Raw genomic sequence first — 26,976 nt, forward strand, 5'->3', positions numbered from 1 at the left:
CCACAGTCGGTGTTGAACCGCGCATTATGGGCTTTGCACCTGCACCTGCAATCAAAAAACTCTTGGCGCAAACCGGTTTAACCCTTGAGCAAATGGATGTGATTGAACTGAATGAAGCTTTTGCCGCACAAGCCTTAGCAGTAACACGTGATTTAGGCATTGCCGATGGTTCGACACAAGTCAATCCCAATGGGGGTGCAATTGCTCTGGGTCATCCACTCGGTGCATCGGGTGCGCGTTTGGTCACTACAGCACTGAACCAACTTGAAGCCACAGGTGGAACATACGCCTTGTGTTCAATGTGTATTGGCGTCGGTCAAGGCATCGCGCTCATTATTCAACGCGTTTAAGTCAAAGGATTGTCGTCTTATGAGCCACTTATATGCGAGTTTATTTTACCAAGCAGATATGACTGAAATTTTCAGTGATCATGCTTTGCTTAAGTACATGATTCAGGCTGAAGTGGCTTTGGCGAAAGCACAAGCGCAAGTTGGCGTAATTCCTGAGTCTGCTGCCGCAATCATTGCAGATGTTGCAAATACTCAAGGTATTCAAGCGATTGATTTTGAAAACCTTGCAATAGCGACAGGACTTGCTGGAAATATCGCAATTCCATTTGTAAAGCAGTTTACAGCAGCAGTAAAAGCCATTGACGAAGATGCTTCCCGCTATGTGCATTGGGGGGCAACCAGTCAAGATATTCTGGATACGGCGTGTATTTTACAAGCGCGAGATGCTTTAGACATTGTGGAATTTCAATTGCGACATGCATATGCAGCATCACTTGAACTTGCAGAAGAATATCGCGCTGAAGTGATGATAGGACGCACTTGGTTGCAACAAGCATTACCCATTACTTTTGGACATAAAGCTGCACGTTGGGCAAGTGGTTTTAAACGTGATTTAGATCGTTTAGAGCAAATGAAAACACGTGTACTTACCGCTCAACTCGGTGGTGCAGTGGGTTCATTGGCATCACTACTGGATCAAGGTTCAAAGGTTGTAGACGCTTATGCCGCGCAACTGAACCTGAGTGTTCCAACCTGTACTTGGCATGGAGAACGAGATCGTATTATCGAAATCGCAGGCTTTCTTGCCATTGTCGTGGGAAATACGGGGAAAATGGCGCGTGATTGGTCATTGATGATGCAAACTGAAATTGCAGAAGTATTTGAACCTACAGCAAAAGGGCGTGGTGGTTCATCCACCATGCCACATAAGCGCAATCCCGTTGCCGCAGCTTCAATATTGGCAGCAGCCAATCGTGTACCTGCACTCATGTCGAGTATGTATCAAAGTATGGTTCAAGAACATGAACGTAGCTTAGGTGCTTGGCATGCAGAATGGTTGGCTTTACCTGAGATTTTTCAGCTTTGTGCAGGTGCATTACAACGTACAGTTGAAGTGCTGCAAGGTTTAGAAGTCAATAGTAAAAACATGCAGCGCAATATAGAGACGACACAAGGGTTGATTATGGCTGAAGCTGTGATGATGGCACTCGCACCGAAAATGGGGCGTTTAAATGCACATCATTTTGTTGAAAAAGCCTGTAAACAAGCCGTTGCTGAGCAAAGTCATTTACAAGATATCGTAAGTTCATTTGTAGAAGTGAAACAGTATTTCAGTGCAGATGAATTAACACTTATTTTTAAACCTGAATCTTATTTAGGCAATATTCAGGATCAGATTGATGCTGTGCTTAAAGAAGCAAAAGGAGAGGCAAAGTGAATAACATTATCACCAACCGACAAGGAAAAACTTTATCTATACAGGTTGATGGATCTGAAAATTTGCCGGTCATTATCCTGTCTAATTCTTTAGGTACAGATAAAGGCATGTGGGATCCACAAGCCACATATTTTAAAGATAAATATAAAGTTGTGCGTTATGACACGCGTGGTCATGGCAAAAGTGATGTTATTGACAACACAACCTTAGCCAATTTAGGCGAAGATGTGATCGACATTATGGATGCTTTAAATATAGAAAAGGCCCATTTTTGTGGCATTTCTATGGGAGGAATTACTGCGCTGTGGTTAGGTTTAAATGCGGCTCATCGTTTTAATAGCATTACAGTTGCAAATTCTGCTGCAAAAATTGGCCAAGCCGATGCATGGATTAGCCGTGCGGATGCCGTTGAACAAAATGGTTTGGCTGATTTAGTGAAAACAACACATAGCCGCTGGTTTAGTGACAAATTTGATTATCAACATAATGCTTTGGCACAACAAACGATCCAAAGCCTAGCGACCACCCAAGCGAAAGGGTATGCAAATGCTTGTCGAGCTTTAGCATATGCAGATGTTCGTCATGAATTACCTCAACTCAAAATTCCAACTTTAATTATTTGTGGTTCGAAAGACCCTGTAACCACAGTAGAAGATGGTGAATTAATTAAAGAACACGTACTGAAGGGTGAGATTGCAATTTTAGCCGCATCTCATTTATCGAATATTGAATGCCCCGATGAATTCAGCCAAGTGCTAGAGAGATTTATCGAGAAAAATCAATAGAGTAATTAACAAAAAGGATTTGGCCTTAAGGAGGCAACAATGGCGTCTCAGGATAGTTATACGCATAAATCAGGAATGGATGCGCAAGCATTAATTAATCAATCGCCAATAAGCAAATATCAATGGCTTATTGCAGCCGTCTGTTTTCTGATTGTTTTTGTCGATGGTATTGATACCGCAGCAATGGGTTTTATTGCACCTGCACTTGCTCAAGATTGGGGCATTGATCGTTCACAGCTCGGTCCAGTAATGAGCGCAGCTTTGGGTGGGATGATTTTTGGTGCTTTATTTTCAGGCCCCATGGCTGACCGTTTTGGACGAAAAATCGTATTAGCAATTTCAATGCTGATTTTTGGTGGCTTTACCTTAGCCTGTGCCTATGCAACGGATCTAGATAGTTTGGTTGTTTTTCGCTTTTTAACGGGTATTGGCTTAGGCGCTGCCATGCCGAATGCAACCACTTTGTTTTCTGAATATTGTCCTGCACGCAGCCGTTCATTGTTAGTGACCTGTATGTTCTGCGGTTATAACTTAGGCATGGCAGTGGGTGGTTTTTTCAGTAGTTGGCTGATTCCAAACTATGGTTGGCATAGCCTGTTTTTAGTCGGTGGCTGGTCACCGCTTATTTTAATGTTGGTGGTGGTTTTCTTTTTACCAGAATCGTACCGTTACCTCATTTTGAAAGGCAATAAAGCAACCCAAGTTAAAAAAATCCTGACGCGTATTGCCCCTGAGCAAGCCGTACATGCAACAGAATTTTATGTACCAGAAGAAAAGAACGAAAATACGGCAAAAAAAGGTGTATTTGGAATCCTGTTTTCAAAACAGTATGCCAAAGGAACCTTCTTGTTGTGGTTTACCTATTTTATGGGTCTGGTCATCATTTATTTACTCACCAGTTGGTTACCAACGTTGATGCGTGAAACTGGTGCCACGATGGAACGCGCTGCATTTATTGGTGGGTTATTCCAGTTCGGTGGTGTGCTCAGCGCATTGTTTGTCGGCTGGGCAATGGATCGTTTTAATCCAAACAGGATCATTGCTGGTTTCTATTTTGCAGCGGGTATTTTCGCTTTTATCGTAAGTCAAAGCCTTGCTAGCCCAACCTTACTGGCCATCTTTATTTTATGTGCAGGTATGGCAGTGAATGGTGCGCAATCCGCAATGCCAGTCTTGAGCACGCGTTTCTATCCAACCCAATGTCGCGCAACAGGTGTGGCATGGATGTCTGGTATCGGTCGTTTTGGTGCTGTATTTGGTGCATGGATTGGCGCAGTTTTACTGGGTAATGATTGGTCGTTCAGTTCAATTCTGAGCATGTTACTGATTCCAGCGACAGCTGCTGCACTTGCCATTCTTATTAAATCATTTGTTGCCCATACAGATGCAACTTAAGAGGTATTCATCATGAATGACGAAGAACGTTATACACAAGGCATACAAGTTCGTACTGAAGTATTAGGCGAAAAGCATGTCGGGCGATCTTTAGAAAATTTAAATGATTTTAATGAAGATTTTCAAAATTTTATTAGTCGTTTTGCTTGGGGTGAAGTGTGGTCACGCCCAGGTATGCCACGTCATACCCGTAGTTTAGTGACGATTGCGATTTTGCTCGCACTTGGACGTAACGATGAATTACGTATGCATATTCGTGCGTGTTTCAACAATGGCGTGACCAAAGACGATTTAAAAGAACTCTTTATTCATTCTTCTTTATATGCAGGTTTACCTGCTGCCAATGCAGCCATGCATATGGCTGAAGAGATTTTTGAAGAAATGGGTATAGCGGCCAAAAAAATTGTGAAAGACCAATAAGGTATTTAAGGGAGAGATCAAATGTCTCAAATTATTTGGGGAGCTTACGCACAGCGTAATACCGATGACCATCCGCCAGCACATACGCCAGGCTATAAGACCAGTGTGTTACGTTCACCGAAAAATGCATTGATTGCGATTGGTGAAACCGTTTCAGAAGTCACTGCACCACATTTTTCGGCTGACCAATTTGGGCCGAAAGATAATGATTTAATTTTAAATTGTGCCAAAGAAGGTTTGCCTGTGGGTGAACGTGTGATCGTACATGGTTATGTCCGTGATCAATTTGGTCGTCCTGTTAAGAATGCGTTACTTGAAGTTTGGCAAGCCAATGCTTCTGGGCGCTATCGTCATCCAAATGACCAATTTATTGGTTCACTCGATCCAAACTTTGGCGGTTGCGGTCGCATGATGACCGACGAAAATGGCTTCTATATTTTCCGTACCATTAAACCGGGTCCGTATCCTTGGCGTAATCGTATTAATGAATGGCGACCCGCACATATTCACTTTTCACTGATTGCTGATGGTTGGGCACAACGCTTAATTTCACAATTCTATTTTGAAGGTGACACCCTGATTGATTCATGTCCAATCTTGAAAACCATTCCATCAGAAGAACAACGTCGCGCACTCATTGCTTTAGAAGATAAAAGCAATTTTATTGAGGCAGATAGCCGCTGTTATCGCTTTGACATCACCTTACGTGGTCGTCGAGCGACTTACTTCGAAAACGAACTACATTAATGGATGGAGTATAAAAAATGAAAGGTTGGAATTTTGAAGAATTACATGAGACGCCATCACAAACAGGTGGGCCTTATGTACATATTGGCTTATTGCCTAAACAGGCCGGCATTGAAGTTTTTGAAAATAACTTTAATAACGATCTGGTTAAAAATAATCCGCAAGGTCAACGCATCCGTTTAGAAGGTCAAGTTTTTGATGGTATTGGCGTACCTTTACGTGATGTTTTAGTTGAAATTTGGCAAGCCGATGCCAACGGCGTTTATCCAAGCCAAGCAGATTTCCAAGACAAAGTAGCAGACGTTAATTTCCATGGTTGGGGACGTGCAGGTGCTGACTTTAAAACAGGAATTTGGCATTTTGACACCATTAAACCGGGGACTGTTCCGGGTCGTAAGGCATCAACTCAAGCACCACACATTAACTTGATTATTTTCGCTCGTGGCATTAACACCGGCTTAAATACCCGTGTGTATTTTGAAGATGAAAGTGATGCCAATGCTCAAGATCCAGTACTTAACAGCATTGAATGGGAACCGCGTCGTCAAACCTTAATTGCTAAACGTGAAGAGCGCAATGGTGAAGTGGTTTATCGTTTTGATATTTATATTCAAGGCGAGAAAGAAACCGTTTTCTTAGATATTTAATCGAGCAAAAGCTATTTTAGGATATTCGGCAGTCGTGATTTGAGCACTGCCGACTCACAAGGAAGAATAATGATGAATCTAAATCAATTTGCGAAACAACTCTGTTTAGCAGCATCTATTTCAATGGCTTTTGTTGCAGCACAGGCCGAATCTGTAAATAAATATATTTCTCCTGCAATTTATCACGTTAAAAATTTGAACATTGGCGAATTTCCCGTCAAAACCATTGTACCGATTACTGCAAAAACCAAGCAACAAGCCTTAGAACAAGCGCAAATGATTGCTGAAAATCCAAATGCGGATATGGCTGAATTTCGTATTGATCTATTAGATTTTGCATCCGACACTAAAGCGGTAATTGCACTTGGCAAAGAGCTCAATCAAGTTCTGAAAAATAAACCGTTAATTGCCACAATTCGTACAGCCAATGAAGGCGGAAAACTGAAGGTTTCCGACGCTGAATATGAAAAAATCTATAGCGAATATTTAAAGCAACCTTTTATGCAGTTGCTGGATATTGAAATGTTTCGTGATCAATCCCGCGTAGAAAAACTCACCCAACGTGCGCATCAAAAAAATGTCTTGGTGATTATGTCAAACCACGATTTTGATAAAACCCCAACTCAACAAGACATTGAACAACGCTTATTAAAACAAGATCAAATGGGTGCAGACATCCTCAAAATTGCAGTGATGCCCAAGTCTAAACAAGATGTATTCACCTTAATGAATGCAACGCTCAATGTCAGTCAGAAAAGTAAAAAGCCATTATTGACCATGTCGATGGGACGCCTAGGCACGATTTCTCGTATTGCAACAGCCAACATGGGCGGCAGTATGAGTTTTGGCATGATTGGTGAAGCCTCTGCACCCGGTCAAATTGATGTCGCTCAATTAAAACAATTTTTAAAAACCGTTCAGCCAACCCCTTAATTTTTGGACAAGGATATCGCCATGAAATTAGCTTCACTACGTTTAACAGCACTGACTTTAGGATTAGTAAGTTCTGGATTTGCAGCCGCAGAAACCTATATTGTCGATCGTTATCAAGATGATAGTGCTAAAGGTTCATTACGTTGGGCAATAGAGCAATCCAATACAAATACAGCTCAAGAAAATGAAATCTTAATTCAAGCCGTGGGTAAAGCACCGTACATTATTAAGGCAGATAAACCATTGCCGCCTATTAAATCATCGGTCAAAATTATTGGCACACAATGGGACAAAACGGGTGAGTTTATTGCCATTGATGGTTCAAATTATATTCAAGGTGAAGGTGCTAAAGCTTGTCCAGGTGCAAACCCTGAACAGTATGGAACCAATGTGCGTACTACGACTTTACCGGGTTTGGTTCTACAAGACGTCAATGGCGTGACCTTAAAAGGTTTGGACATTCACCGTTTCTGTATTGGTGTTCTCGTCAACCGTTCAAGCAACAATCTGATTCAGCATAACCGTATTAGTAATAACTATGGCGGTTCAGGGGTCATGCTGACTGGTGATGATGGTAAGGGCAATCCAACTTCAACTACGACCAACAATAACAAAGTACTGGATAACCTGTTTGTGGATAACGGTGATGGTTTAGAGTTGACACGCGGTGCAGCATTTAACCTTGTCGCAAACAATCTGTTTACTTCAACTAAAGCCAATCCAGAGCCATCACAAGGCATTGAAATTTTGTGGGGCAATGACAATGCCGTTGTGGGTAATAAATTTGAAAATTATTCAGATGGTTTGCAAATTAACTGGGGTAAACGTAATTACATTGCCTATAACGAACTGACCAACAACTCGATTGGCTTTAATTTAACTGGTGACGGTAATATTTTTGACAGCAATAAAGTGCATGGTAATCGTGTCGGTGTGGCTATTCGTTCAGAAAAAGATGCCAATGCACGTACCACATTAACAAAAAACTTAATTTGGAATAATGGCAAAGATATTAAGCGTTGTGAGGCAGGTGGTTCTTGCGTACCGAATCAACGTTTAGGCGCAGTCATCTTTGCTGTTCCTGCACTAGAACATGCAGATTTTGTTGGTTCTCGTGGTGGTGGTGTGGTCATTGAAGCGGCAAAACTACAAAAAACCTGTACTCAGCCAAATGAACAAGGCTGTAATGCCGTTCCAAATCAAGCGATTCAAGCACCTAAATTAAGTTTCAGTAAGGGACAAGTGATTGCAGAGGTTAAGGCTCAGCCGAACCAACGCTATCAATTAGAATTCTTTGCGAACAGTCAATCGAATGCTCAAGAAGCTGAACAATATCTTGGCTCACAAGTGATTACCACCAATGCTGAAGGAAAAGCACAGGCATCTTGGAAGCCTGTTACTGCTTTAGCAACAGTAACAGCGACTTTGATCAATCACTTAGGCGCAACTTCTGAACTTAGTCCAGCAGTACGCATTAAATAAAACAATTAAAACGTGGAAAACTCACATGGCGTGAGTTTTCCAAACAGAAAAGGGATATTTCGTTATGCAACACTTTTTTAAATTAAGCCTTTTGTCAGTCGCTCTGTTGGGTAGTCAATTTGCCAGTGCAAATGACTTTTGGTCACAAGATCGTCAGTGGTTACTCGGTGACTGGAATGGGGAGCGTAAGCAACTTGAAGATCAGGGTTATAAATTTACGACATCCATTATGAGTCAGGCGGCAACCAATTTGGCAGGTGGTTATAACGATGACAATACCTTGGAAAATGCAGGGCAGTTAACGCTCGGTGCGACTTTTGACTTCAACAAAATTGCAGGTTGGGAAAACACGACAGCAGCAATCATGATGACTAAGCGAGATGGTAATTCACTTACGCTAGAACGTATTAAAGACCCGCGAAGCAGCGCTTTGGGCAATACGCAAGAAATTTATGGTCGTGGAAAAATTTGGCGCTTAACGCAAGCTTGGGTCAAAACAGGATTTGCAGACAATACGGTTCAGTTCAAAATTGGACGTATGGGCATGTCTGATGACTTCAATAGTTCACAGTGTGAATTTCAAAATTTACTGCTTTGTGGCGGTCAGTTAGGTAAATCAATTGGTTCAATTTGGTACAACTGGCCTGTCGGTTTATGGGGTGCAAATGTTAAATATCAATTTGCACCAGAATGGACATTAGGATTAGGTGTTTATGAAGTCAATCCAGACAATGTGAAAACTCAATCAGACAGCGATGGTTTTAACCTTGATATGAATAATGTTGAAGGTGCCACGATTCCAGTCGAACTGGCATGGAAACCAAAACTGAGCATGTTTGATGGTTTGCCGGGGGAATATAAACTCGGTGCATTGTATTCAACAGCTGAAGCCAAAGATGTCAAAACAACAGGCAAAGTCCATGACGGGAAACAAAGCTTTTGGCTGAATGCTCAGCAACAATTAATTCAGCAGGGTGCAGATCCAAAACGCGGTTTATATGTCAGTTTTAATGGTGTGATTAATGATAAAGCCACCACGACAGTTCAAAGTACTCAACAGATCGCACTTTGGTACAAGGGGCCTTTAGAGAATCGTCCAAATGACTCCGTTGGTTTTGGTTTGGCGAATTATGTGGTCAATGAACGTGTGCAAGACCGACAAATTGCCACCAATCAAAGTCGAGGTTATGACCGCTATGACGCATTTTCCAGTGACTATACACCAATTCAACGGGATGAATTAAACGTTGAATTAAACTATACCTATCAATGGTCTCCAGCAGTCATGTTACGTCCAAATCTTCAATATATTCATCAACCGGCAGGTGTCAAAGAAGTCGATGATGCATGGGTTGCAGGATTAAGTATGCGCGTTAATTTTTAACAGTACACAAAATCCAAAGTGCTTAAAATCTAAATAATAAAGCACTTTGGATTTAAACATTTTTTAAATTGCTCAAGCAAATCTATTGCGACAGCAACACATTATCCGTGATTGAAAATGATGCTCAAAGGAGAGGGTGTGATCATTTAAACTCACAATACTTGGAGTAAGATGTATGTCTGAACCTCATTCTAAGTCTCAACCCATATTCAAAATATGGTGTTTTATACTTGGCTTAGCCTTGTTATTGACGGGCTTATTTTATTTGATTGGTGGTGGAAAACTCATTAGTTTGGGTGGTTCATGGTATTTCTTTATTGCTGGATTGCTGACCACAGCATCAGCATTTTTTGTTTTTAGAAAAAAAGCATTCGGTGTGTGGTTATTTGCGCTTGTATTTGTAGGCACCCTTGTTTGGGCATGGTTTGATGCAGGTTGGGACTTCTGGGCACTTTTTTCCAGACTGATGTTCCCTGCGGGTGTCTTTGCAGCGTTATTGTTTACTTTACCCACTATTCGTCGTTATCAAGCACAAAGTAGCTTGGTTGCACCCGCTTATACAGGTGCAACAGTTGTCGTTATTGGTATGTTGATTGCTTTTTATCAAATGTTTCAACCTCATCCGACGGTGGCTGCTTCGGGTCAAGAATTACCCCTTATTCCAGTTAATGCAGATAAACAGCAAGTCAATTGGCAGCACTATGGTAATGATACTGGTGGTAGTCGTTTTGCTGCCCTAGATCAAATTAACCGAAATAATGTTAAAGATTTAAAAGAAGTTTGGCGTTTTCAAACAGGTGATTTGACGACAGGTACGGGAAATGGTGCAGAAGATCAAACCACACCTTTACAAGTTGGGGATAAAGTTTTTGTTTGTACACCGCATAACAACATTATTGCTTTAGATACAGATTCTGGGAAACAAATTTGGAAAGCAGAAGTTAATTCCAAAGCTGATGCATGGGAGCGTTGTCGTGGAGTAGCCTATTTTGATGCTACGCAGCCTTTGGTACAACCAACTTTAGCGGGTGCGACTCCTGTAACAACAGTTGCAGCAAATACAGCTTGTCCACGTCGAGTCTATACCAATACACCCGATGGACGCTTAATTGCAGTCAATGCGGATACAGGTGAACGCTGTAAAGACTTTGGTGTCGATGGAACTGTCGATTTACTTGTAGGCTTAGGAGATGGAACTAAAGCACCTCGTTTTGAGGTGACATCAGCACCGACTATTGCAGGTACAACTATCGTAATTGGTAGCCGTATTGCAGATAATGTTGCAGCAGATATGCCGGGTGGTGTTATTCGTGCATACGATGTCATTACAGGTAAATTACGTTGGGCATTTGATCCACGTAATCCAGATCCTAATTATGTGCTCAAAGCTGGTGAAATTTACAAGCGTAGTTCTGCGAACTCTTGGGCTGCAATGTCTTATGATCCACAAATGAATACAGTATTTTTGCCAATGGGCAGTTCATCTGTGGATGTTTGGGGTGGTAATCGTCAACCGATTGATCATAAATATAATTCTTCGATATTGGCCCTTGATGCCACCACGGGGAAAGAAAAATGGGTCTATCAAACGGTACATAATGATCTGTGGGATTTTGACTTACCAATGCAACCGAGTTTAGTTGATTTTCCAATGAAAGATGGAACAACAAAACCTGCTGTTGTGATTGGAACCAAGTCAGGGCAGTTCTTTGTACTTGATCGTTTAACGGGAAAACCTTTGACCAAAGTTGTTGAGCAACCGGTAAAAGCTGCGGATATTCCAGATGAACAATACAGTGCGACACAACCACGTTCAGTTGAAATGCCACAAATTGGTAATCAGACATTAACTGAGTCCGATATGTGGGGCGCGACACCATTTGATCAACTGATGTGTCGTATTAACTTTAAATCAATGCGCTATGATGGTTTATTTACAGCACCTGGCACAGATGTAGCACTAAGTTTCCCAGGTTCATTAGGTGGTATGAACTGGGGCAGCATAGCCTTTGATCCGACGCACCGTTATATGTTTGTCAATGACATGCGTTTAGGGTTATGGATTCAACTTATTAAACAGACTCCAGAAGACCTTAAAATTCAAGCCAATGGTGGAGAGAAAGTGAATACGGGTATGGGTGCTGTACCGATGAAAGGTACACCATATAAAGTAAATAAAAATCGCTTTATGTCCGTTTTGGGTATTCCGTGTCAAAAACCGCCATTTGGAACAATGACGGCAATTGATATGACGACTCGTCAAATTGCATGGCAAGTTCCTTTAGGCACAGTACAAGATACGGGGCCGATGGGAATTAAAATGGGCTTAAAAGCACCGATTGGTATGCCAACGATTGGCGGCCCAATGGCAACTCAAGGTGGTTTAGTATTTTTTGCAGCAACGCAAGATTACTACTTAAGAGCATTTAACTCTTCAAATGGTCAAGAACTTTGGAAATCACGCTTACCCGTCGGTAGCCAAGGTACACCTATGAGTTATATTTCGCCTAAAACTGGAAAACAGTATGTTGTCATTTCTGCTGGTGGTGCACGTCAGTCTCCTGATCATGGTGATTACGTGATTGCATATGCTTTAGATAAGTAATGTATTAATGCTATAAAAGAATTTATCCTAATCAATGCCTGTTGGTTTAATACTGGCAGGCATTTTTGTTGATGATTGACCACTGTATTAAATCATTGCTCTAATTTCATAAGCCGTATTTTGAAGTAAAGGTAAAATACTCTGAATAAGATATTCCTCTGTAACACGGTTAACTTGTGACATACAGTTCAATGCTGCAATGGTTTTACCTTGACGATCTAACACTGGTACAGCAATTGCAATAACCCCAAGTTCGTGTTCTTCTTTTGATAAGCAATAATTTTGCTGAGTCACGTGATTAAGCGCTTGATAAAATACCGATTCATCTTGGAGCGTAAAAGGGGTTAAACGTTTTAAACAATATTTATTGAACCAACTTTTTTGTTCTTCTTGATTTAAAGATGCGAGCATTTAGTTACAGGACCTTCAATTGAAAAAAGTATTGCGCCTTTACGCAGTTTTGTAACCGAGCCAATGCGTTTTGGAAACTTATTTTAGCAGGTGATGCCGCACATATTGTTCCACCAACTGGTGCAAAAGGGTTAAATCTAGCAGCTTCTGATATTGCATATTTATCTAGTGCATTAATTGAATTACTTAAATGCTTCTAAGCAAGGTATTGATGAATACTCTGAAAAATGCCTAAAACGGGTATGGAAAGCTGAGCATTTTTCTTGGTGGATGACAAATTTATTACATCGGTTTGAAAATGAAAGTGAGTTTGATTTAAAAATCAAACATGCTGAATTAACCTATATTCTTGGCTCAGAAGCAGGGCAAACAACTTTAGCTGAAAACTATGTTGGACTTCCTTATGAACTCAAAGCGTTTGAAGAATTAAAAAAGGTAAGTTGATTTAACTTTGTATGAATAAAAAAAACAGTAATAATCTGGTTTTTTTATTCTTGTACTTAACAAAATTGATTTTGAAAAATAATTTTTTTTGAAGAAATAAATATTTATATGAATCAATAAAACTTAGGTTTCCTTAAATTGATATTTTTTTAAAAGCGATTAATTTGGGATGTAATATTTGCACTGCTTCAGCATGTTGATTTTTAGTTTCACACTTAAAGGTCACCAGTGCCTGATTTGGTTTTGATTTCGAGGGTTTAATTTCAATAATTTCTGATTCAACCGATAAAATATCAGTCGCTCGCGTGGGTTGGGGCCAAACAAGATCTCCACCAGCTCCAATAATGCCATGATGTAAATTTAAACTGTTGACTAGTAGTCGCATAGTAATAGCAGCAGTATGCCATCCACTTGCAGCCAAGCCTTTAAAAAAAGTATCTTCTGCCGCAACAGGATCTAAATGAAAGATTTGAGGATCAAATTCCTGAGCATATTGAATAATTTTTTCTTCACTTAAAGCATAAGATTCACTGACAAATTTTTGTCCTACGTATAAATCATCTAAAAAAAGTTGAGTCACGTTTTCTTTCCTTGTCTAGAAACATTTAAAATTGTATAAAATGATTGAATATATTTGTATATACAACTATTGTATATACAACATTTTAGTAAATTTCAATATGAAAGAAATAAAAGAAGAATTAAGACAAAGCTGTACCAGTTATAAAGTCAGGAAATTAATGCGTGAGTTATCCCGTCATTATGATACTGAATTAAGCCATGTTGGTTTAAAAACCACACAATATGCTTTGCTTAATACTGTATATAAAGTCGGAACTATTCGTCCGACAGAATTATCCAATATGATGAGATTAGATAATTCAACATTGACACGTAATATTCAGGTGATGGTATCGCATGGCTTTTTAGCTTTGGAAAAAGGGCAGGATGAACGCAGTCGTGAAATTTCAATTACCGATTTAGGTCGCGAAAAAAGAAACGAAGCCTATGTTTACTGGGAAAATGCACAGCAGAAAATGAATCATTTAATGGGATTAGATAAGGTGCAAGCACTACATACTTTAATTAATGAAGCATTAATTGCATTGGATACTGATAAATAAAAATTTCAAACATCTAACATCAGTGCCACGGCGCATGAATAGCAATTTCAAAGGTAGATGTATGCGCTTTAGCTTCACGCATTTTGTGTTAGATCATTATTAGTTCATTGAGCCTAAATCAACATTAAATAAATTACTTAGAAGCGTAAACCAGATAAATCTTATTTGTTATAGGCATTGAACCAAGCAAAGATGAAATGATAGATCCAAAGACTGGTAAAGCATTATCCAAGTAACAACTAAACAAGGTCATGGCACTTTTTATAAATGAAAATACAGTAAAATATTGTTTTATATATTAAATACTTAAGTGTTATTTCGTATAATGTATATTATGTTAAATAACATATCCAAGACTGTGGCCTACACAACCTCAGTTGTTGCCACAGCTCGGCATCGTGAATCTGGACAAGTTTATTCACGATGCCGAGTAAGCTAAGTAACATAATATACGTTATGCCTAAATCCGACGCGCTATCTCATACGATCAACATGATGATCGAATTTAATAAAGAATTGTTTTAAACGATCTATTTCTGAATTTTGTAATTGTTCTAGCGCAGTCTCCAGTAGATCGCGCATGTACACATAATCAGCCTTGGTTAAAACACCCTTTGATCTATCATAGCTGACAGTGGCAAATCTACTTTTTTATTATTTAATGTTTGCCTTAATGATCTTAATAGTAAATTGGAATTATAAAAAATAGTCTGTATCACTCTGAATTTTAGGCGAAATATGCTGCTCAACCCACGTTAACCATGCTCTTGTTTTAGCATCAATAAAATTACGTGATGGTAGTAAGGTATAAACACCAATATCAGGTGATCTCCAATCTGCTAAGACGCGACGCAATCGCCCAGTACGTACAGCCTCAATCACAGCAAAGGTTGGAAGCAATGCGATGCCCATGTCTTGCTGCACCATGTCCAGTAATAGTTCTGGTGTATCTGCAATCAATGGCCCTGTAATATCGATTTGATACGAACAACTATTTTCACTCACGAGATGCCATTGCGGTGTAATAGATGGGTTAACCAATCTTAAACACGCGTGTTTTTGTAGATCATCTAATGATTTCGGTTCGCCATATTTTTCTAAATAGGCTGGTGATGCGCAAAGTAATGAAAATATTGTCCCAATTCGACGAGCAACAAATCTTGAGTCAGCCAAAGATTCCGTGAGATATAAACTTACGTCAATTCCTTTACCTAAAAGGTCTGGTACATTCTGCGAAGTACGGTATTCAACCGTAAGCTCTGGATAGGTTTGACAGAACTCGGCCAGCATCGGAGACACATAATGATGACCAAAACTTGCCATACTCAAAACACGTAACCGTCCCTGCGGTTTACTTGCCATTCCCATTGCTTGAGCTTCGGCCTCTCCCACCATTGCCAGCACTTGACGGCATTGCTCTGCATAAGTTGCACCAATATCGGTCAACGCGTGCTGTCTCGTAGATCGTTGTAGTAATTTTGTTCCTAAACGCCCTTCTAACTCGCTAATGAGTCGGGACACTTGCGCTGTTGTCAGTTCCATCTGCTCTGCGGCAGCCGTAAAGCTGCCACTATCAATGACTTTTAGGAAAGCATGCATTGCATGGAGTAATCCACCATCAAGATTTTTGCGCATAACGTAAATATGTTTTTCTTAATTACGCATTGTTGCACCAGTCTGGATCACCCACAATGACATTAATGTACATACATTGAACTGTTCTACTGTCTTAAATGAACTGATCAATCTTTATCCAAGTGTGTCATTTACTCCAAATATTCAACTGGATGTTGAAATAAGAAAGTAGCTCGAACTACAAGATTCTAAGGAGACATAAATGAATATAGCAACAAAATTTACGCCAAATAAAATTCCAACAAAGGATGTATCACTTGAAGATAAATATCTCAGTGATGACGGTACTGCTTACATGACAGGTATTCAGGCATTGGTGCGTTTACCACTTGCGCAAACACGGCGGGATACTTTAAACGGTTATCATACTGCTGGTTTTATCTCAGGTTATCGTGGTTCCCCTGTTGGGAATTATGATAATTTTCTCTGGCAAGTTGAAGGCATACTCAAAGACCATCATGTTGTTTTTCAACCTGGCGTAAATGAAGATCTCGCGGCTACTGCAATTTGGGGTACTCAACAAGCCAATCTCGCAGGTCAAGGTAAATATGATGGTGTGACTGCTTGGTGGTATGGCAAAGGCCCGGGGGTAGATCGTTCTGGAGATGTTCTGCGTCATGCCAACCTTGCAGGAACAGCAGAACGAGGCGGTGTGGTTGCCTTCTTTGGTGATGACCATTCTTGTAAATCGTCGAGTATTCCACACCAGTCCGAACACGTGATGATCGGTTGTGGCATTCCAATCTTTTACCCGACTTCAATACAACACATTCTAGATTTAGGTGTTCATGCGGTCGCCATGTCACGTTTTGCTGGTGTATGGACGTCGATGAAGTTAGTCAGTGAAATCGTTGAAACCTCTGCTTCTGTGCATGTAGATTTAGATCGAGTCACCCCTGTTTTACCCAAAAATGTTCAAATGCCAGAAGATGGTGTCAACATTCGTTGGCCCGATCATGGCATTCAACAAGAACAACGTCTTTATCAATATCGCTTACCCGCTGTATTGGCTTATGCACGTGAAAATAAACTGAATCAGGTGACATGGCATTGTGCTGATGCGCGTATTGGTATTGTAGCAAGTGGTAAAGGTTATTTAGATACCATTGAGGCATTACGTATTCTCGGAATTGAAGGTGAAACGGCGCAACAGCTCGGACTAAGAGTGTATCAAGTTGCTTTAATTTGGCCCTTAGAACCGCAAGGTCTGCATGAATTTGCCGAAGGTTTAGAAGAACTAATCGTTGTTGAAGAAAAACGCCCAATCCTTGAAGCACAAATTAAAGATGAACTCTATGCGCTTCCAGATGGCAAACGCCCTCGTATCATCGGCAAAGCGAGTGATGGAAAGGGTGAATGGAGCACATCTATTGATGAAGCGCCTTTGATTGGTCACTATGAGTTCCAACCTGAACCTATTGCAAAAATGTTGGCCGCTCGATTCTTAAAATTAGATCTTCCAGAAAGTTTAAAAACGCAAATTCAAAATAGAGTTGAGTTGTTAGAAAAAGCAGAGCAAGCGTCACGGCGTGTTCTAGATATTGCAGAACGCAAACCTTTCTTTTGTAGTGGCTGCCCTCACAATTCCTCAACAGTATTACCAGAAGGTAGTCGTGCATTAGGTGGCATCGGTTGTCATTTTATTGCTGTCTCACTGAATCATGGTACAGAAACTTTCTCGCAAATGGGTGGTGAAGGCGTGAGTTGGGCTGGCGCTTCCCATTTCACCAATGAAAAGCATATTTTTGCCAATCTAGGTGATGGAACGTATTTCCATTCAGGTTATCTTGCAATACGCCAAGCAATCGCGGCAAAACTCAATATGACCTACAAAATTCTCTATAACGACGCAGTTGCAATGACGGGTGGGCAGCATGTCGATGGTCATCTCAGCGTGGCACAGTTAACCCGACAATTGAATGCTGAAGGAATCACAAAACAAGTGATTGTCATGGATGAACCTGAGTTGATTCATGCCGAAGAAGGTATTGCTGCTCACGTGGAGATTTACCACAGAAATGAGCTAGATGATGTGCAACGCAAATTACGTGAGATTTCTGGGGTTACTGCATTAATTTATGTTCAAACCTGTGCCAGTGAAAAACGTCGTCGCCGTAAACGTAATGCTTATCCCGATATTGCAGAGCGAGTTTTTATCAATAGTGAAATCTGTGAAGGTTGCGGTGACTGTTCTAAGCAATCGAACTGTTTATCGATTGAACCCGTTGAAACAGCGTTAGGAACGAAACGTCAAATCAATCAAAGCAGTTGTAACAAAGACTTCTCTTGTGTGGAGGGCTTCTGTCCAAGTTTTGTGACAGTACATACCCGTGATATGAAACGCCCAGAGATATTTAAAGGTATAGACGCTGGCTGGCCAGAAAAACCACTCTTTCCTGAGCTTGATCAACAACCCATCCGTATTATGGTTGGTGGTGTTGGCGGTACAGGCGTGGTTACAGCAGGTGCTTTACTTGGAATGGCTGCTCATTTGGAGGGTAAAGCTGCACGTATTATGGACATGGCTGGACTGGCTCAAAAAGGTGGTACGGTTTATTCCTATATACAACTCGCTACAGAAGATGATCAAATCTCTGCAACCAAAATCCCTGCGGGTCAATGTGATCTTTTAATTGGTGCAGATGCCATTGTCGCAGGCAGTAATGCTGCACTTTCACGTTTAAAAGCTGATGCTGTTGTCATCGTCAATGAGGATGGTTCCCCTACTTCTGATTTCCTTGAGTCTCGTGATTGGTATGCGCCAATTACAGATTTGATTCATCGACTTCGTAGTCGAACTACACAAGGAAAACTCGTATCTTTACCTGCAACACGTATTGCCACACAAGTGCTGGGTGATGCGATCTTTGCAAATCAGATATTACTTGGCATGGCTTGGCAATCAGGTCAGATTCCGTTGAAGCGTGAAAGTATTGAGCAGGCAATCCATCTGAATGGTACGGCAACTGAAAAAAACCTTGAAGCTTTCCGTATCGGCTGTCATTTAATGAGTGACCCTGACTTAGCCAAACGCATTATTGCAACGACACCAAAAACGCGTAAACCAACCACGTTGGCTGAACTCGTTAAAGATCGTTCTGCGCGTCTGGTCGAGTATTGGAATCAAGATTATGCAACGCAGTATCGAACTCTTGTAGAACAAGCTGCCAAAGTATTGCCAGAAGAACTCGCTGGAACAATTGCGACACAGCTATATAGAGTCATGGCGTATAAAGATGAATACGAAGTTGCGCGCTTACTTACAGGAAAAAGCTTTAAACAATCGATTGAAACGCAGTTTGGTCAAGGTCTACGTTTAACCTATCACTTAGCACCTCCTGCTTTGGGTACTCATAGCGCCATACGCAAACGTGCTTTCGGATATTGGATGCGTATTCCGATGATGATTCTTGCTCGTCTACAGTGGCTTAGAGAAACGTTCCTTGATCCATTTGCTTTACAGCAAGAACGTCAAAGAGAACAGGCTTGGCGTGATCGTTATATCGCATTTGTCAAAGCAGTCATTTCTAAACCTGAAAATTATGACTTATCTGTTGCTAAGCAAATCGCTCAATTACCAGCAGATGTACGAGGTTTTGGTCATGTCAAAATGCAAGCGATGGAAACAGCGATACAACGGTGGGATGAGCTTTCATTGAGTCTTCATAAAGAACATTCATCTAGGAAATAGGTTTATCTAAAGATGATGAGTTTTCTATTCTACGATCCATCGTAATCGTTGGCAAAATGATCTTTGAATATCGCACAACCGAACTATGTTAAATTAAAGTATTCTAATGAATAGCACGTGATCCACTACTGATTATGAAAAATCCATTTTCTAACAACACTCAAATTGGCGTGGTTTCCACGTTCTCTGAACTTGTAAATTCCAATTTTCAAGCAGATATGAATGCTATTTGCTGGAATAGAAATTTGGTTGGTGATTTTAAAGAAATTGTGACTAAACTTGAGTTAAAAGAAAATATTACAGAAGTTTCTATTGAAGATCTTTTAGCACTACAACTTTCAGAAAACGGTCATTTTGCACGAGAAATTATCTTAAAAGATATACAGCTATTAACTAATTTTGGCGCATCCCCTACGCTTAACCTACTAAAAAGTTATGAACGTGATGATGAGCTAGATTTCATTTCAACAGATGTATATTCTTATCATATTGATCGCTCACCCATCGAAACAGATACGTTCTTATGCACCTATCACGGCGCTGCAAGCGATATCGTGCCCAATGATCAGGTAGAGCAAAAGATTTTAATTCCCGAGATCAGGGAAAAGCTTAAACAATTACATGATGGCCCAGAAGACGAATTTGAAACGTTCCTAGAAGACTATTTCTTTGATCTGCACTATCAGCCTAAACCCAATGCAAAACCTGTGAATTTAGGCTCAGGACATCTTTGGCGTTTAGCGGTAGATCATCCAACACAACAGGTTTTGCCCTGTGTGCATAGAGCACCTGTTGAAAAGGATGGTGAGTATAGACTGCTATTGATTTGTTAAATATTTATTCGATATATAAATTATTGAATTTGATCGCTATAAAATTTGGATGTTATATCTGTTTATTTATTAAATGGCTTAACTATCTAACTAAGATGTTACGACCAAAAATGTAAAAGCCCATATTGAATTAATGCTGATCAGTTAAGCCTAATTTAGTAGTTACTCATCTAAGAATCTCCCCCAACCCTGAGCCATATATGGCGCAAGGAAAAAGAGGGGGAACTCTTGAGAATTTAAAATAATTTTAGATTCTAATACTCCCTCCTTTGAAAAAGGTGAGCAGCATTGCTGCGCAAGGGGAGGATTTAAAAAGGCTTAACTAATCAGCATTACACATATAGTGAGCTTTTTATCATAGGAATTAACTGAATATATTTTAAAGTATTCCTTTAAAAAGGAAAAAGCATCCTACGATAAGCAACAATACAGCAAAGCATTTTTTCAACATCTGTGGTGATAAGGCATGTGCCACTTTAGCACCTAACTTCGCTGTAAAAAAACTCATTGAGCTTATGCCAAAAAAAGCATAAATATGAACATAGCCAATACTGTTTGAGACCAAAACCTTGTCTTGTACCCCAAAAAATATAAAGCCTAGCGCACCAGCGACTGCAATTGGCAAACCACATGCTGCTGATGTTCCAACAGCTTTTTGCATGACCACACCATAATGATTTAGATAAGGTACTGTTAAACTCCCTCCTCCAATCCCAAAAATTGCAGAAGCCACTCCTATCCCCGTACCTGCAAATACTTGTTTAGTCGCCGGTGGAAGTACTTTATTCTGATCTACTGCCTTTTTTGCACCATCAAACATCTTATATGCAACCCAAATTGCAAATAAGCCAATAATTAACTGCAACTTAGCACTCGATAATAATCCCGCAACACCAGCCCCCAAAAATGCACCCAAAACCAAACCCGGTGCTAAATTTTTGAATACCGACCATAATACAGCTCCATTTTTATGATGCGCCATCAATGAACTTATCGATGTCACAATAATGGTCGCTAACGAAGTACCTAAAGCTAAATGCATCACGACTTCAGGGTCATAACCCATTTGCGTAAAGACCACATATAAAAGTGGTACGATAATAAGCCCACCACCAACACCAAAAAGCCCAGCAGTAAATCCTGCTAATGCGCCTATGGCTAAGAAAATAATTAATTCCACGATATATTTACTTGCTTAAGAATTGATATGAATTGAAAAGTTACTTTAGGCAGTTTCAACTTGCCCCACCTGATGATAAGCGCGATTAAAATAAACTAGACTTTGATCCTGTTCACTTTGCTGAATCGCGGCAACACGACACATGAAAATACTATGCGTTCCGACTTCTTGAATGTGTTCAATCTCACAATCAAAACTCACCAAAGCATCCTCTAAAACGGGTGCACCAGTTTCTAATTCTGTCCAACGTCCATATTGAAAACGCTCTTCTGAACTCATTTTAGATGCAAATACGTTAGAAATATGCTGATGATCTGCGCCTAAAACATTTACAGTTAAAATTTTATTTTCTATAAAATGTTCATGCGACCTAGATGCTTTATTCATACAAACCAATAATGTCGGCGGTGTATCCGTGACACTACATACAGCAGATGCAGTGAATCCATAACGACCAGACACCCCTGCTGTGGTAACAACATTGACCGCACTTGTTAACAAAGACATTGCATTTTTAAAGTCTGTTGCTTGAATCATCACTTTGTTCCTAAATTGCACCGTATCTTTTTTTGATACTTCGCTATACCGCGTAATTTCGTTACACTGGCATAGCATCTGAATGAGTTCTGATCTGAGTGAGTTCGGAGTAAAACACTTAATCTTGATTGAGCTTAGGGTTACTCGTTTGATTTGATCAGGAATTTCAACCAAACCGAACTAAGTCACCCTTTCATATCACTATATCGGTGAGTACTAGGCAGAGAGTTCTTTTCGAACAATTTCCGCGCCTGCACTTAAGGCATTGAGTTTGCCGCGCGCCACTTCACGAGATAATGGCGCCATCCCGCAGTTGGTCGATGGATAAAGCTTATCCGCATCGACAAACTGAAGTGCTTTGCGTAAAGTATCAGCCACTTCTTCTGCCGTTTCAACCGTATTGGTTGCGACATCAATTGCACCAACCATCACTTTTTTACCGCGAATCAGTTCAATCAGATCCATTGGCACACGCGAGTTTTGACATTCTAGCGAGATGATATCAATTTTCGATTTTTGCAGTTTAGGAAATGCTTCTTCGTATTGACGCCATTCTGAACCTAAGGTCTTTTTCCAATCTGTATTGGCTTTGATGCCATAGCCATAGCAAATATGAACTGCTGTTTCACATTTCAGACCTTCAAGTGCCCGCTCGAGGGTTGCAACACCCCAATCATTCACTTCATCAAAGAACACATTAAATGCAGGCTCATCGAACTGAATAATATCCACGCCAGCAGCTTCTAATTCTCGCGCTTCTTGATTGAGAATTTTGGCAAATTCCCAAGCCAGTTTTTCACGGCTTTTATAGTGACCGTCATACAGTGTGTCAATCATGGTCATCGGGCCAGGCAGCGCCCATTTAATCGGTTGATTGGTTTGGCTACGTAAAAACTTGGCATCTTCAACAAAAACAGGCTTTTGGCGAGAAACAGCGCCTACCACTGAAGGTACACTCGCATCATAACGATTACGAATACGAACGGTTTCACGTTTTTCAAAATCTACCCCGTCAAGATGTTCAATAAACGTGGTGACAAAATGTTGACGGGTTTGTTCGCCATCACTGACAATATCAATCCCTGCATGCACTTGTTCTTGCAAAGATAAACGCAGCGCATCTTGCTTTGCTTCAATTAATGCATCACCTTCTAATTTCCAAGGTGACCAAAGTTTTTCAGGCTCTGCAAGCCAAGACGGTTTTGGTAAGCTGCCAGCGGTTGATGTTGGTAATAAAATTGCCATTTTTAATCTTCTATCTCTATTTTAGGTGAATTACGCAGCGTTCGTTTTAACGTCATTACGCTCTACAGCGTAGTTGGCAGCCCATTGCTCAAGAATATTTTGATAAGGTTTAATGAAGTTTTCTTCAGTCCATTTACCTTGTTTTACCGCTAACTGACCACGCTCAACGCGGTCATATACAATTTGCGTCAATGAATAATCTGGGTACTCTAGACTTGCTTGATACACTTGCGCCGCTGACGAATTTGCATTGTAAATTTCAGGACGATATACCTTCTGGAAAGTTTCCATGGTACTAATCGCGCTGATCAATTCAAGGTCGGTGTAATCACGCAGCAAATCACCCGCAAAATAGAATGCTAAGGGTGCGGCGCTGCCTTTCGGCATAAAGTAACGAACCTGCAAGCCCATTTTGTGGAAATAGTCATCCGTACGTGAGTATTCATCTTGCTTGTACTCAACACCTAAAACAGGATGCTGATTGGCAGTACGGTAATACGTTTTGGTCGTTGAAACACTCAAGCAAATCACAGGCGATTTTTTAAATTCCGCTGTAAATGCATCTGAGTTCACCAAATATTGATAAAGCTTGCCATGCAAATCACCAAAATTTTCTGGTGCATTCGATTTAGGCTGATTTTGAAAATATGCTGGCAGAACCACGCTAAAGTCATAATCACGTACATAAGAAGAAAAACTGTTGCCAATCATGCCATCAATACGCTGATTTGTTTTGTGATCTGTAATGGTACTTTTCAACATTTCAATGACAGGGAATGTTTTACCATTACCCTCAATATCTAAATTTGCAGAAATAATATCAATTTCAATTGTATAGCGATCACCGTTAGGGTTATCACAATCGGCTAAAGCATTAAAACGATTGTTAATCATTCGAAGCGTATTACGTAGGTTTTGTTCACGGCTTTCACCACGAGCTAAGTTGGCAAAGTTAGTCGTCAAACGTGTGCTTTCTGCTGGCTGATAGCTCTCATCGAAACGAATGCGTTTAATTGAACATGCAAATTCTTTACTCATGGTGATCCGCTACCCTAATTTCTAAAATAAAAGCAAAATTTCTGTATGTAGTGATTTATACTTGAAATGAAACATGAATAAAAATGATTTAATCTAACCACAAGATGAAAAAAATTCACTGTCTGTGTTCTGTCGTACTTATTAAGCATGAAAAGTAGAAAATTTGAATATAGCTATCTTTGATAAATTTATTTATTAAAAATGTAGTTAAATTGCTGATAATAAATATTTATTATTTATTTGAACGTCTATACCAACAACATGGAAAATTGAAATAGCTAAACATCTGTTTAGGAACAATAGGCGTTACTTGCTATGAAGTCCAAGAGCGCTTGTGATGAATATACTTCATCTTAAACTGAAGAAATGTCATTATATTCACCCTGTCTAATTTAATTGCTGTAATAATTAATTGGATGCTCTTAAATTAACTTTCGCAAGAGATACAAGGTCTATTTATCACTAAAATAAAATTTAACTGCCTAAGCTAAACACTCAGACAGTCTTTTAGCGCAGTCTAGCCGTTGAATTAGAAATTCACAGTCCATGATAATTGTGCTGTACGTGGTGCACCAAGGAATAAATAATCATCTCCAAAGAAACCACCTGCATCTCGCCAGTATTTCTTATTGAACAGATTATCAATGTTGAAACGAAGCGTATTGTCATAATCATAAGCACGGAAGTTATAGGCTGTACCTACATCAAACACGGTATAACTTGGTACTTTCACGGCGCCTGTTTTGTTGGCATATTTGCTACTGCTGTATTGCATGCCTGCGAGTAAACGTAAACCTTCTACTTGTGGCATTTGATAAGACAGATGACTGGCGAAACGAACTGTTGGTACATTTTGAGTTTGATGCCCCGTATACTCATCCACTTGTATATCTTCTAAACGTGAACGAGTCAGTGCCAAAGTAGATGTCATCTCTAGATTTTGCGCTACACGTCCTTGCAATCCCAGTTCCAAGCCAAGGTTATGCTGTTCACCATCTGTGACATAGTAATTGTCTGAGTTTGTATATTGATTGTCTTGTGTTAAGTCAAACAATGCCGCAGTAAAGAGTAAGGATTGCCACTGCTGCTTAATACCCAGCTCATACTGTGTTGAATGTCTTGGCGCTAATGTTGCGAAGGCATTACCTACGATACCTTTGGCAGGATTACCTGTGGCATACCACGGCGCTTGACTGCCATCACTCAAACCTTTGGCATAAGAAGCATACAGATGAGTACGCTCCCAAGGCTGATACATCAACGCGAGCTGTGGCAAGAAGCGATTAAAGTTGCTATCTCGGATGCTGTTGCCATCCGCAGCATAGGCATTTTCATTCAAATGTAAGAGTTTACCGCCTACTAAAACTGACCAAGCATCATTAAAATCAATCTGGTCGAGTAAGTTTAGCGCTGTTTGCTGGCTATCCAATGATTTGTAATGATTGCCTAAAGCTTTGTTCGTAGGTGTGTAAGTGATAGGATCATTATCAATATTCCCTGTACCCACCCATTCATTAATTGCATCATACTGTGTATGACGTTTGTAAGCATGTGACAGCTCTAAGCTCAGGTTATGTTGCCATGCCCCAGTATTGAATTTACCGTTTAAGCCTGTTTTAAATTGATTGGTCAGATAACTATCATCAGGGCTGCGGAAATCATAAATGTCATAGTTACCATTTTGGTCAAAGGTATATGCAAAGGCTGAATAATCATCCACAACCACACGGCTTTGTGAAGCTGACAAGTTCGTTGTCCAATTATCATTGATTTGATAGCTATATTTTAGGCTGGCATTTAGGCTTTCATTGGCTACAGGTTTGCTCCAACTTTGATAACCTAGTAAACGATCCCATTCAACTCCAGTGGGTACAGTTTTACCACCAAGCAATTGATAGCCGGGTACAGAACGCTGACGTTGGCGCTGTGATTCAAGATCAAATTCTAATTTTGAACGATCCGAGATTTTCCAGTCCAAAGCCAAAGAACCGAACGAGCGCTTTCCATCGGCATGCTCAACATAAGGATGGATTTCTTCATGCGCCAAATTCACTCGATAGCCAAACTGCTGATCTTCTCCAAGTAAACCACCAAGGTCAGTTGCCACACGATTGCCACCCCGACTGTCGGCTTCAACAGTCATAGAGCGAATATCTTTGGGACGTTTGCTGACATAGTTAACTACACCGCCCGGTGTCGACATGCCACTTTGAATGGCACTCATACCCTTTAAAATTTCGACTTGCTCTTTGTTTTCAAGTGCGACATTTTGCTCACCACGAAGCAAGTGACCATTTAGCAAATAACTCGATCCCGAATTTAAGCTAAAGCCGCGCATTACAAAGTTTTGATAGTAGCCAATTGGCGCGTAGCCATCACCAACGGATGCATCATTTTTGATTACATCGGCAAGTGTTTTCGCATGTTGATCTGCCATACGCTCGGCTGTTACTGTGCTGATGGATGCAGGAATGTCAGCAAGATTTTGCTGAGTAAAACCTGATAAATTCACTTTTGGTTGATAGTAAGCAGTTTGTGCTGTTTGAGCGGTGACAGTAATCGTTGCGAGTCGTGGTGTATCATTTTCAGCTTCAGCATGTGCCAATACTGGGCTCAGCCCTAGACATGAAAATGAACCAACCGCCAGTAATGCTTTTTGTAAACGAGAAATTGAAAATGGATACGTTTTCACAATAGTTGCCTAACCCCAAA

Annotated in this window: 20 protein-coding genes and 3 pseudogenes; 15 read left to right on the forward strand and 8 right to left on the reverse strand. The window is 40.4% G+C overall.

What is annotated here, in order from left to right; genetic code table 11:
• The 11 genes and pseudogenes from B9T24_RS15360 to B9T24_RS15410 form a co-directional block, all read left to right on the forward strand.
• Positions 1-350, forward strand: a pseudogene (locus B9T24_RS15360) (acetyl-CoA C-acyltransferase); the annotation flags it as partial.
• A gap of 19 nt (positions 351-369) precedes the next feature.
• Entirely contained in the window at positions 370-1,728 is a 1,359-nt protein-coding gene (pcaB, locus tag B9T24_RS15365) for a 3-carboxy-cis,cis-muconate cycloisomerase (RefSeq protein ID WP_086166592.1), read from the forward strand.
• Positions 1,725-2,513, forward strand: a complete 789-nt coding sequence (gene pcaD, locus B9T24_RS15370; RefSeq protein ID WP_086166593.1) for a 3-oxoadipate enol-lactonase — start codon at positions 1,725-1,727, stop codon at positions 2,511-2,513. The genes pcaB and pcaD overlap by 4 nt, the downstream gene beginning before the upstream one ends.
• Before the next feature lie 39 nt (positions 2,514-2,552).
• Positions 2,553-3,908, forward strand: a complete 1,356-nt coding sequence (locus tag B9T24_RS15375) for an MFS transporter (protein WP_086166594.1) — start codon at positions 2,553-2,555, stop codon at positions 3,906-3,908.
• Positions 3,909-3,920: 12 nt separating this feature from the next.
• Entirely contained in the window at positions 3,921-4,328 is a 408-nt protein-coding gene (gene pcaC / locus B9T24_RS15380; RefSeq protein ID WP_086166595.1) for a 4-carboxymuconolactone decarboxylase, read from the forward strand.
• A 21-nt stretch (positions 4,329-4,349) separates the two neighbouring features.
• Positions 4,350-5,075: a protocatechuate 3,4-dioxygenase subunit beta gene (gene pcaH, locus B9T24_RS15385; protein WP_086166596.1), complete on the forward strand. Its 726-nt coding sequence runs from the start codon at positions 4,350-4,352 to the stop codon at positions 5,073-5,075.
• 17 nt (positions 5,076-5,092) lie between these two features.
• Positions 5,093-5,722 carry a protocatechuate 3,4-dioxygenase subunit alpha gene (gene pcaG / locus B9T24_RS15390; RefSeq protein ID WP_086166597.1) on the forward strand — a complete coding sequence of 210 codons (630 nt, stop codon included), beginning with the start codon at positions 5,093-5,095 and terminating at the stop codon, positions 5,720-5,722.
• Positions 5,723-5,845: 123 nt separating this feature from the next.
• Positions 5,846-6,655, forward strand: coding sequence for a type I 3-dehydroquinate dehydratase (gene aroD / locus B9T24_RS15395; protein ID WP_416224365.1), 810 nt, complete (start codon positions 5,846-5,848; stop codon positions 6,653-6,655).
• A 21-nt stretch (positions 6,656-6,676) separates the two neighbouring features.
• Positions 6,677-8,137 (forward strand): right-handed parallel beta-helix repeat-containing protein, encoded by a 1,461-nt coding sequence (locus B9T24_RS15400; RefSeq protein ID WP_086166599.1) that lies wholly within the window; start codon positions 6,677-6,679, stop codon positions 8,135-8,137.
• Positions 8,138-8,201: 64 nt separating this feature from the next.
• Positions 8,202-9,521 (forward strand): carbohydrate porin, encoded by a 1,320-nt coding sequence (locus B9T24_RS15405; protein WP_086166600.1) that lies wholly within the window; start codon positions 8,202-8,204, stop codon positions 9,519-9,521.
• Between the two features lie 175 nt (positions 9,522-9,696).
• Positions 9,697-12,126: a glucose/quinate/shikimate family membrane-bound PQQ-dependent dehydrogenase gene (locus B9T24_RS15410; protein WP_086166601.1), complete on the forward strand. Its 2,430-nt coding sequence runs from the start codon at positions 9,697-9,699 to the stop codon at positions 12,124-12,126.
• Positions 12,127-12,213: 87 nt separating this feature from the next.
• On the opposite strand, the pseudogene B9T24_RS15415 reads toward B9T24_RS15410, so the two are convergent.
• A pseudogene (locus B9T24_RS15415) lies at positions 12,214-12,537 on the reverse strand (IclR family transcriptional regulator domain-containing protein); the annotation flags it as partial.
• Here B9T24_RS15415 and B9T24_RS15420 point away from each other — a divergent pair.
• Positions 12,532-12,981 (forward strand): annotated as a pseudogene (locus B9T24_RS15420) (FAD-dependent monooxygenase); the annotation flags it as partial. The pseudogenes B9T24_RS15415 and B9T24_RS15420 sit on opposite strands and share 6 nt — an antisense overlap.
• A 133-nt stretch (positions 12,982-13,114) precedes the next feature.
• Here the strand turns inward: B9T24_RS15420 and B9T24_RS15425 are convergent.
• Positions 13,115-13,561: a MaoC family dehydratase gene (locus tag B9T24_RS15425; protein WP_086166602.1), complete on the reverse strand. Its 447-nt coding sequence runs from the start codon at positions 13,559-13,561 to the stop codon at positions 13,115-13,117.
• Positions 13,562-13,721: 160 nt separating this feature from the next.
• Between B9T24_RS15425 and B9T24_RS15430 the strand changes: the two genes are divergently transcribed.
• Entirely contained in the window at positions 13,722-14,105 is a 384-nt protein-coding gene (locus tag B9T24_RS15430) for a MarR family winged helix-turn-helix transcriptional regulator (protein ID WP_213032955.1), read from the forward strand.
• 696 nt (positions 14,106-14,801) lie between these two features.
• On the opposite strand, the gene B9T24_RS15435 is transcribed toward B9T24_RS15430, so the two are convergent.
• Entirely contained in the window at positions 14,802-15,740 is a 939-nt protein-coding gene (locus B9T24_RS15435) for a LysR family transcriptional regulator (protein WP_086166604.1), read from the reverse strand.
• 202 nt (positions 15,741-15,942) lie between these two features.
• Here B9T24_RS15435 and B9T24_RS15440 point away from each other — a divergent pair, with 202 nt between their 5' ends.
• Together B9T24_RS15440 and B9T24_RS15445 are read left to right on the forward strand one after the other, a co-directional pair.
• On the forward strand, positions 15,943-19,431 hold the full coding sequence (locus B9T24_RS15440; protein ID WP_086166605.1) for an indolepyruvate ferredoxin oxidoreductase family protein: 3,489 nt from the start codon (positions 15,943-15,945) through the stop codon (positions 19,429-19,431).
• Between the two features lie 134 nt (positions 19,432-19,565).
• Positions 19,566-20,264 (forward strand): DUF1826 domain-containing protein, encoded by a 699-nt coding sequence (locus B9T24_RS15445; RefSeq protein WP_086166606.1) that lies wholly within the window; start codon positions 19,566-19,568, stop codon positions 20,262-20,264.
• 379 nt (positions 20,265-20,643) lie between these two features.
• Here B9T24_RS15445 and B9T24_RS15450 read toward each other — a convergent pair whose 3' ends face one another.
• The 5 genes from B9T24_RS15450 to B9T24_RS15470 all read right to left on the reverse strand — a co-directional run bounded on the left by B9T24_RS15450 (position 20,644) and on the right by B9T24_RS15470 (position 26,956).
• Positions 20,644-21,444: a sulfite exporter TauE/SafE family protein gene (locus B9T24_RS15450; RefSeq protein ID WP_086166607.1), complete on the reverse strand. Its 801-nt coding sequence runs from the start codon at positions 21,442-21,444 to the stop codon at positions 20,644-20,646.
• A gap of 45 nt (positions 21,445-21,489) precedes the next feature.
• Positions 21,490-21,981: a flavin reductase gene (locus tag B9T24_RS15455; RefSeq protein ID WP_086166608.1), complete on the reverse strand. Its 492-nt coding sequence runs from the start codon at positions 21,979-21,981 to the stop codon at positions 21,490-21,492.
• Positions 21,982-22,197: 216 nt separating this feature from the next.
• Positions 22,198-23,226, reverse strand: coding sequence for a methionine synthase (locus tag B9T24_RS15460; RefSeq protein WP_086166609.1), 1,029 nt, complete (start codon positions 23,224-23,226; stop codon positions 22,198-22,200).
• A gap of 30 nt (positions 23,227-23,256) precedes the next feature.
• Positions 23,257-24,264 (reverse strand): DUF1852 domain-containing protein, encoded by a 1,008-nt coding sequence (locus B9T24_RS15465; RefSeq protein ID WP_086166610.1) that lies wholly within the window; start codon positions 24,262-24,264, stop codon positions 23,257-23,259.
• Positions 24,265-24,793: 529 nt separating this feature from the next.
• Positions 24,794-26,956 (reverse strand): TonB-dependent siderophore receptor, encoded by a 2,163-nt coding sequence (locus tag B9T24_RS15470; protein WP_086166611.1) that lies wholly within the window; start codon positions 26,954-26,956, stop codon positions 24,794-24,796.
• Between the last annotated feature and the right edge of the window lie 20 nt (positions 26,957-26,976).

Origin of the sequence: Acinetobacter sp. ANC 4654, from assembly GCF_002135425.1 — a bacterium.
Lineage (GTDB): Bacteria > Pseudomonadota > Gammaproteobacteria > Pseudomonadales > Moraxellaceae > Acinetobacter > Acinetobacter kyonggiensis.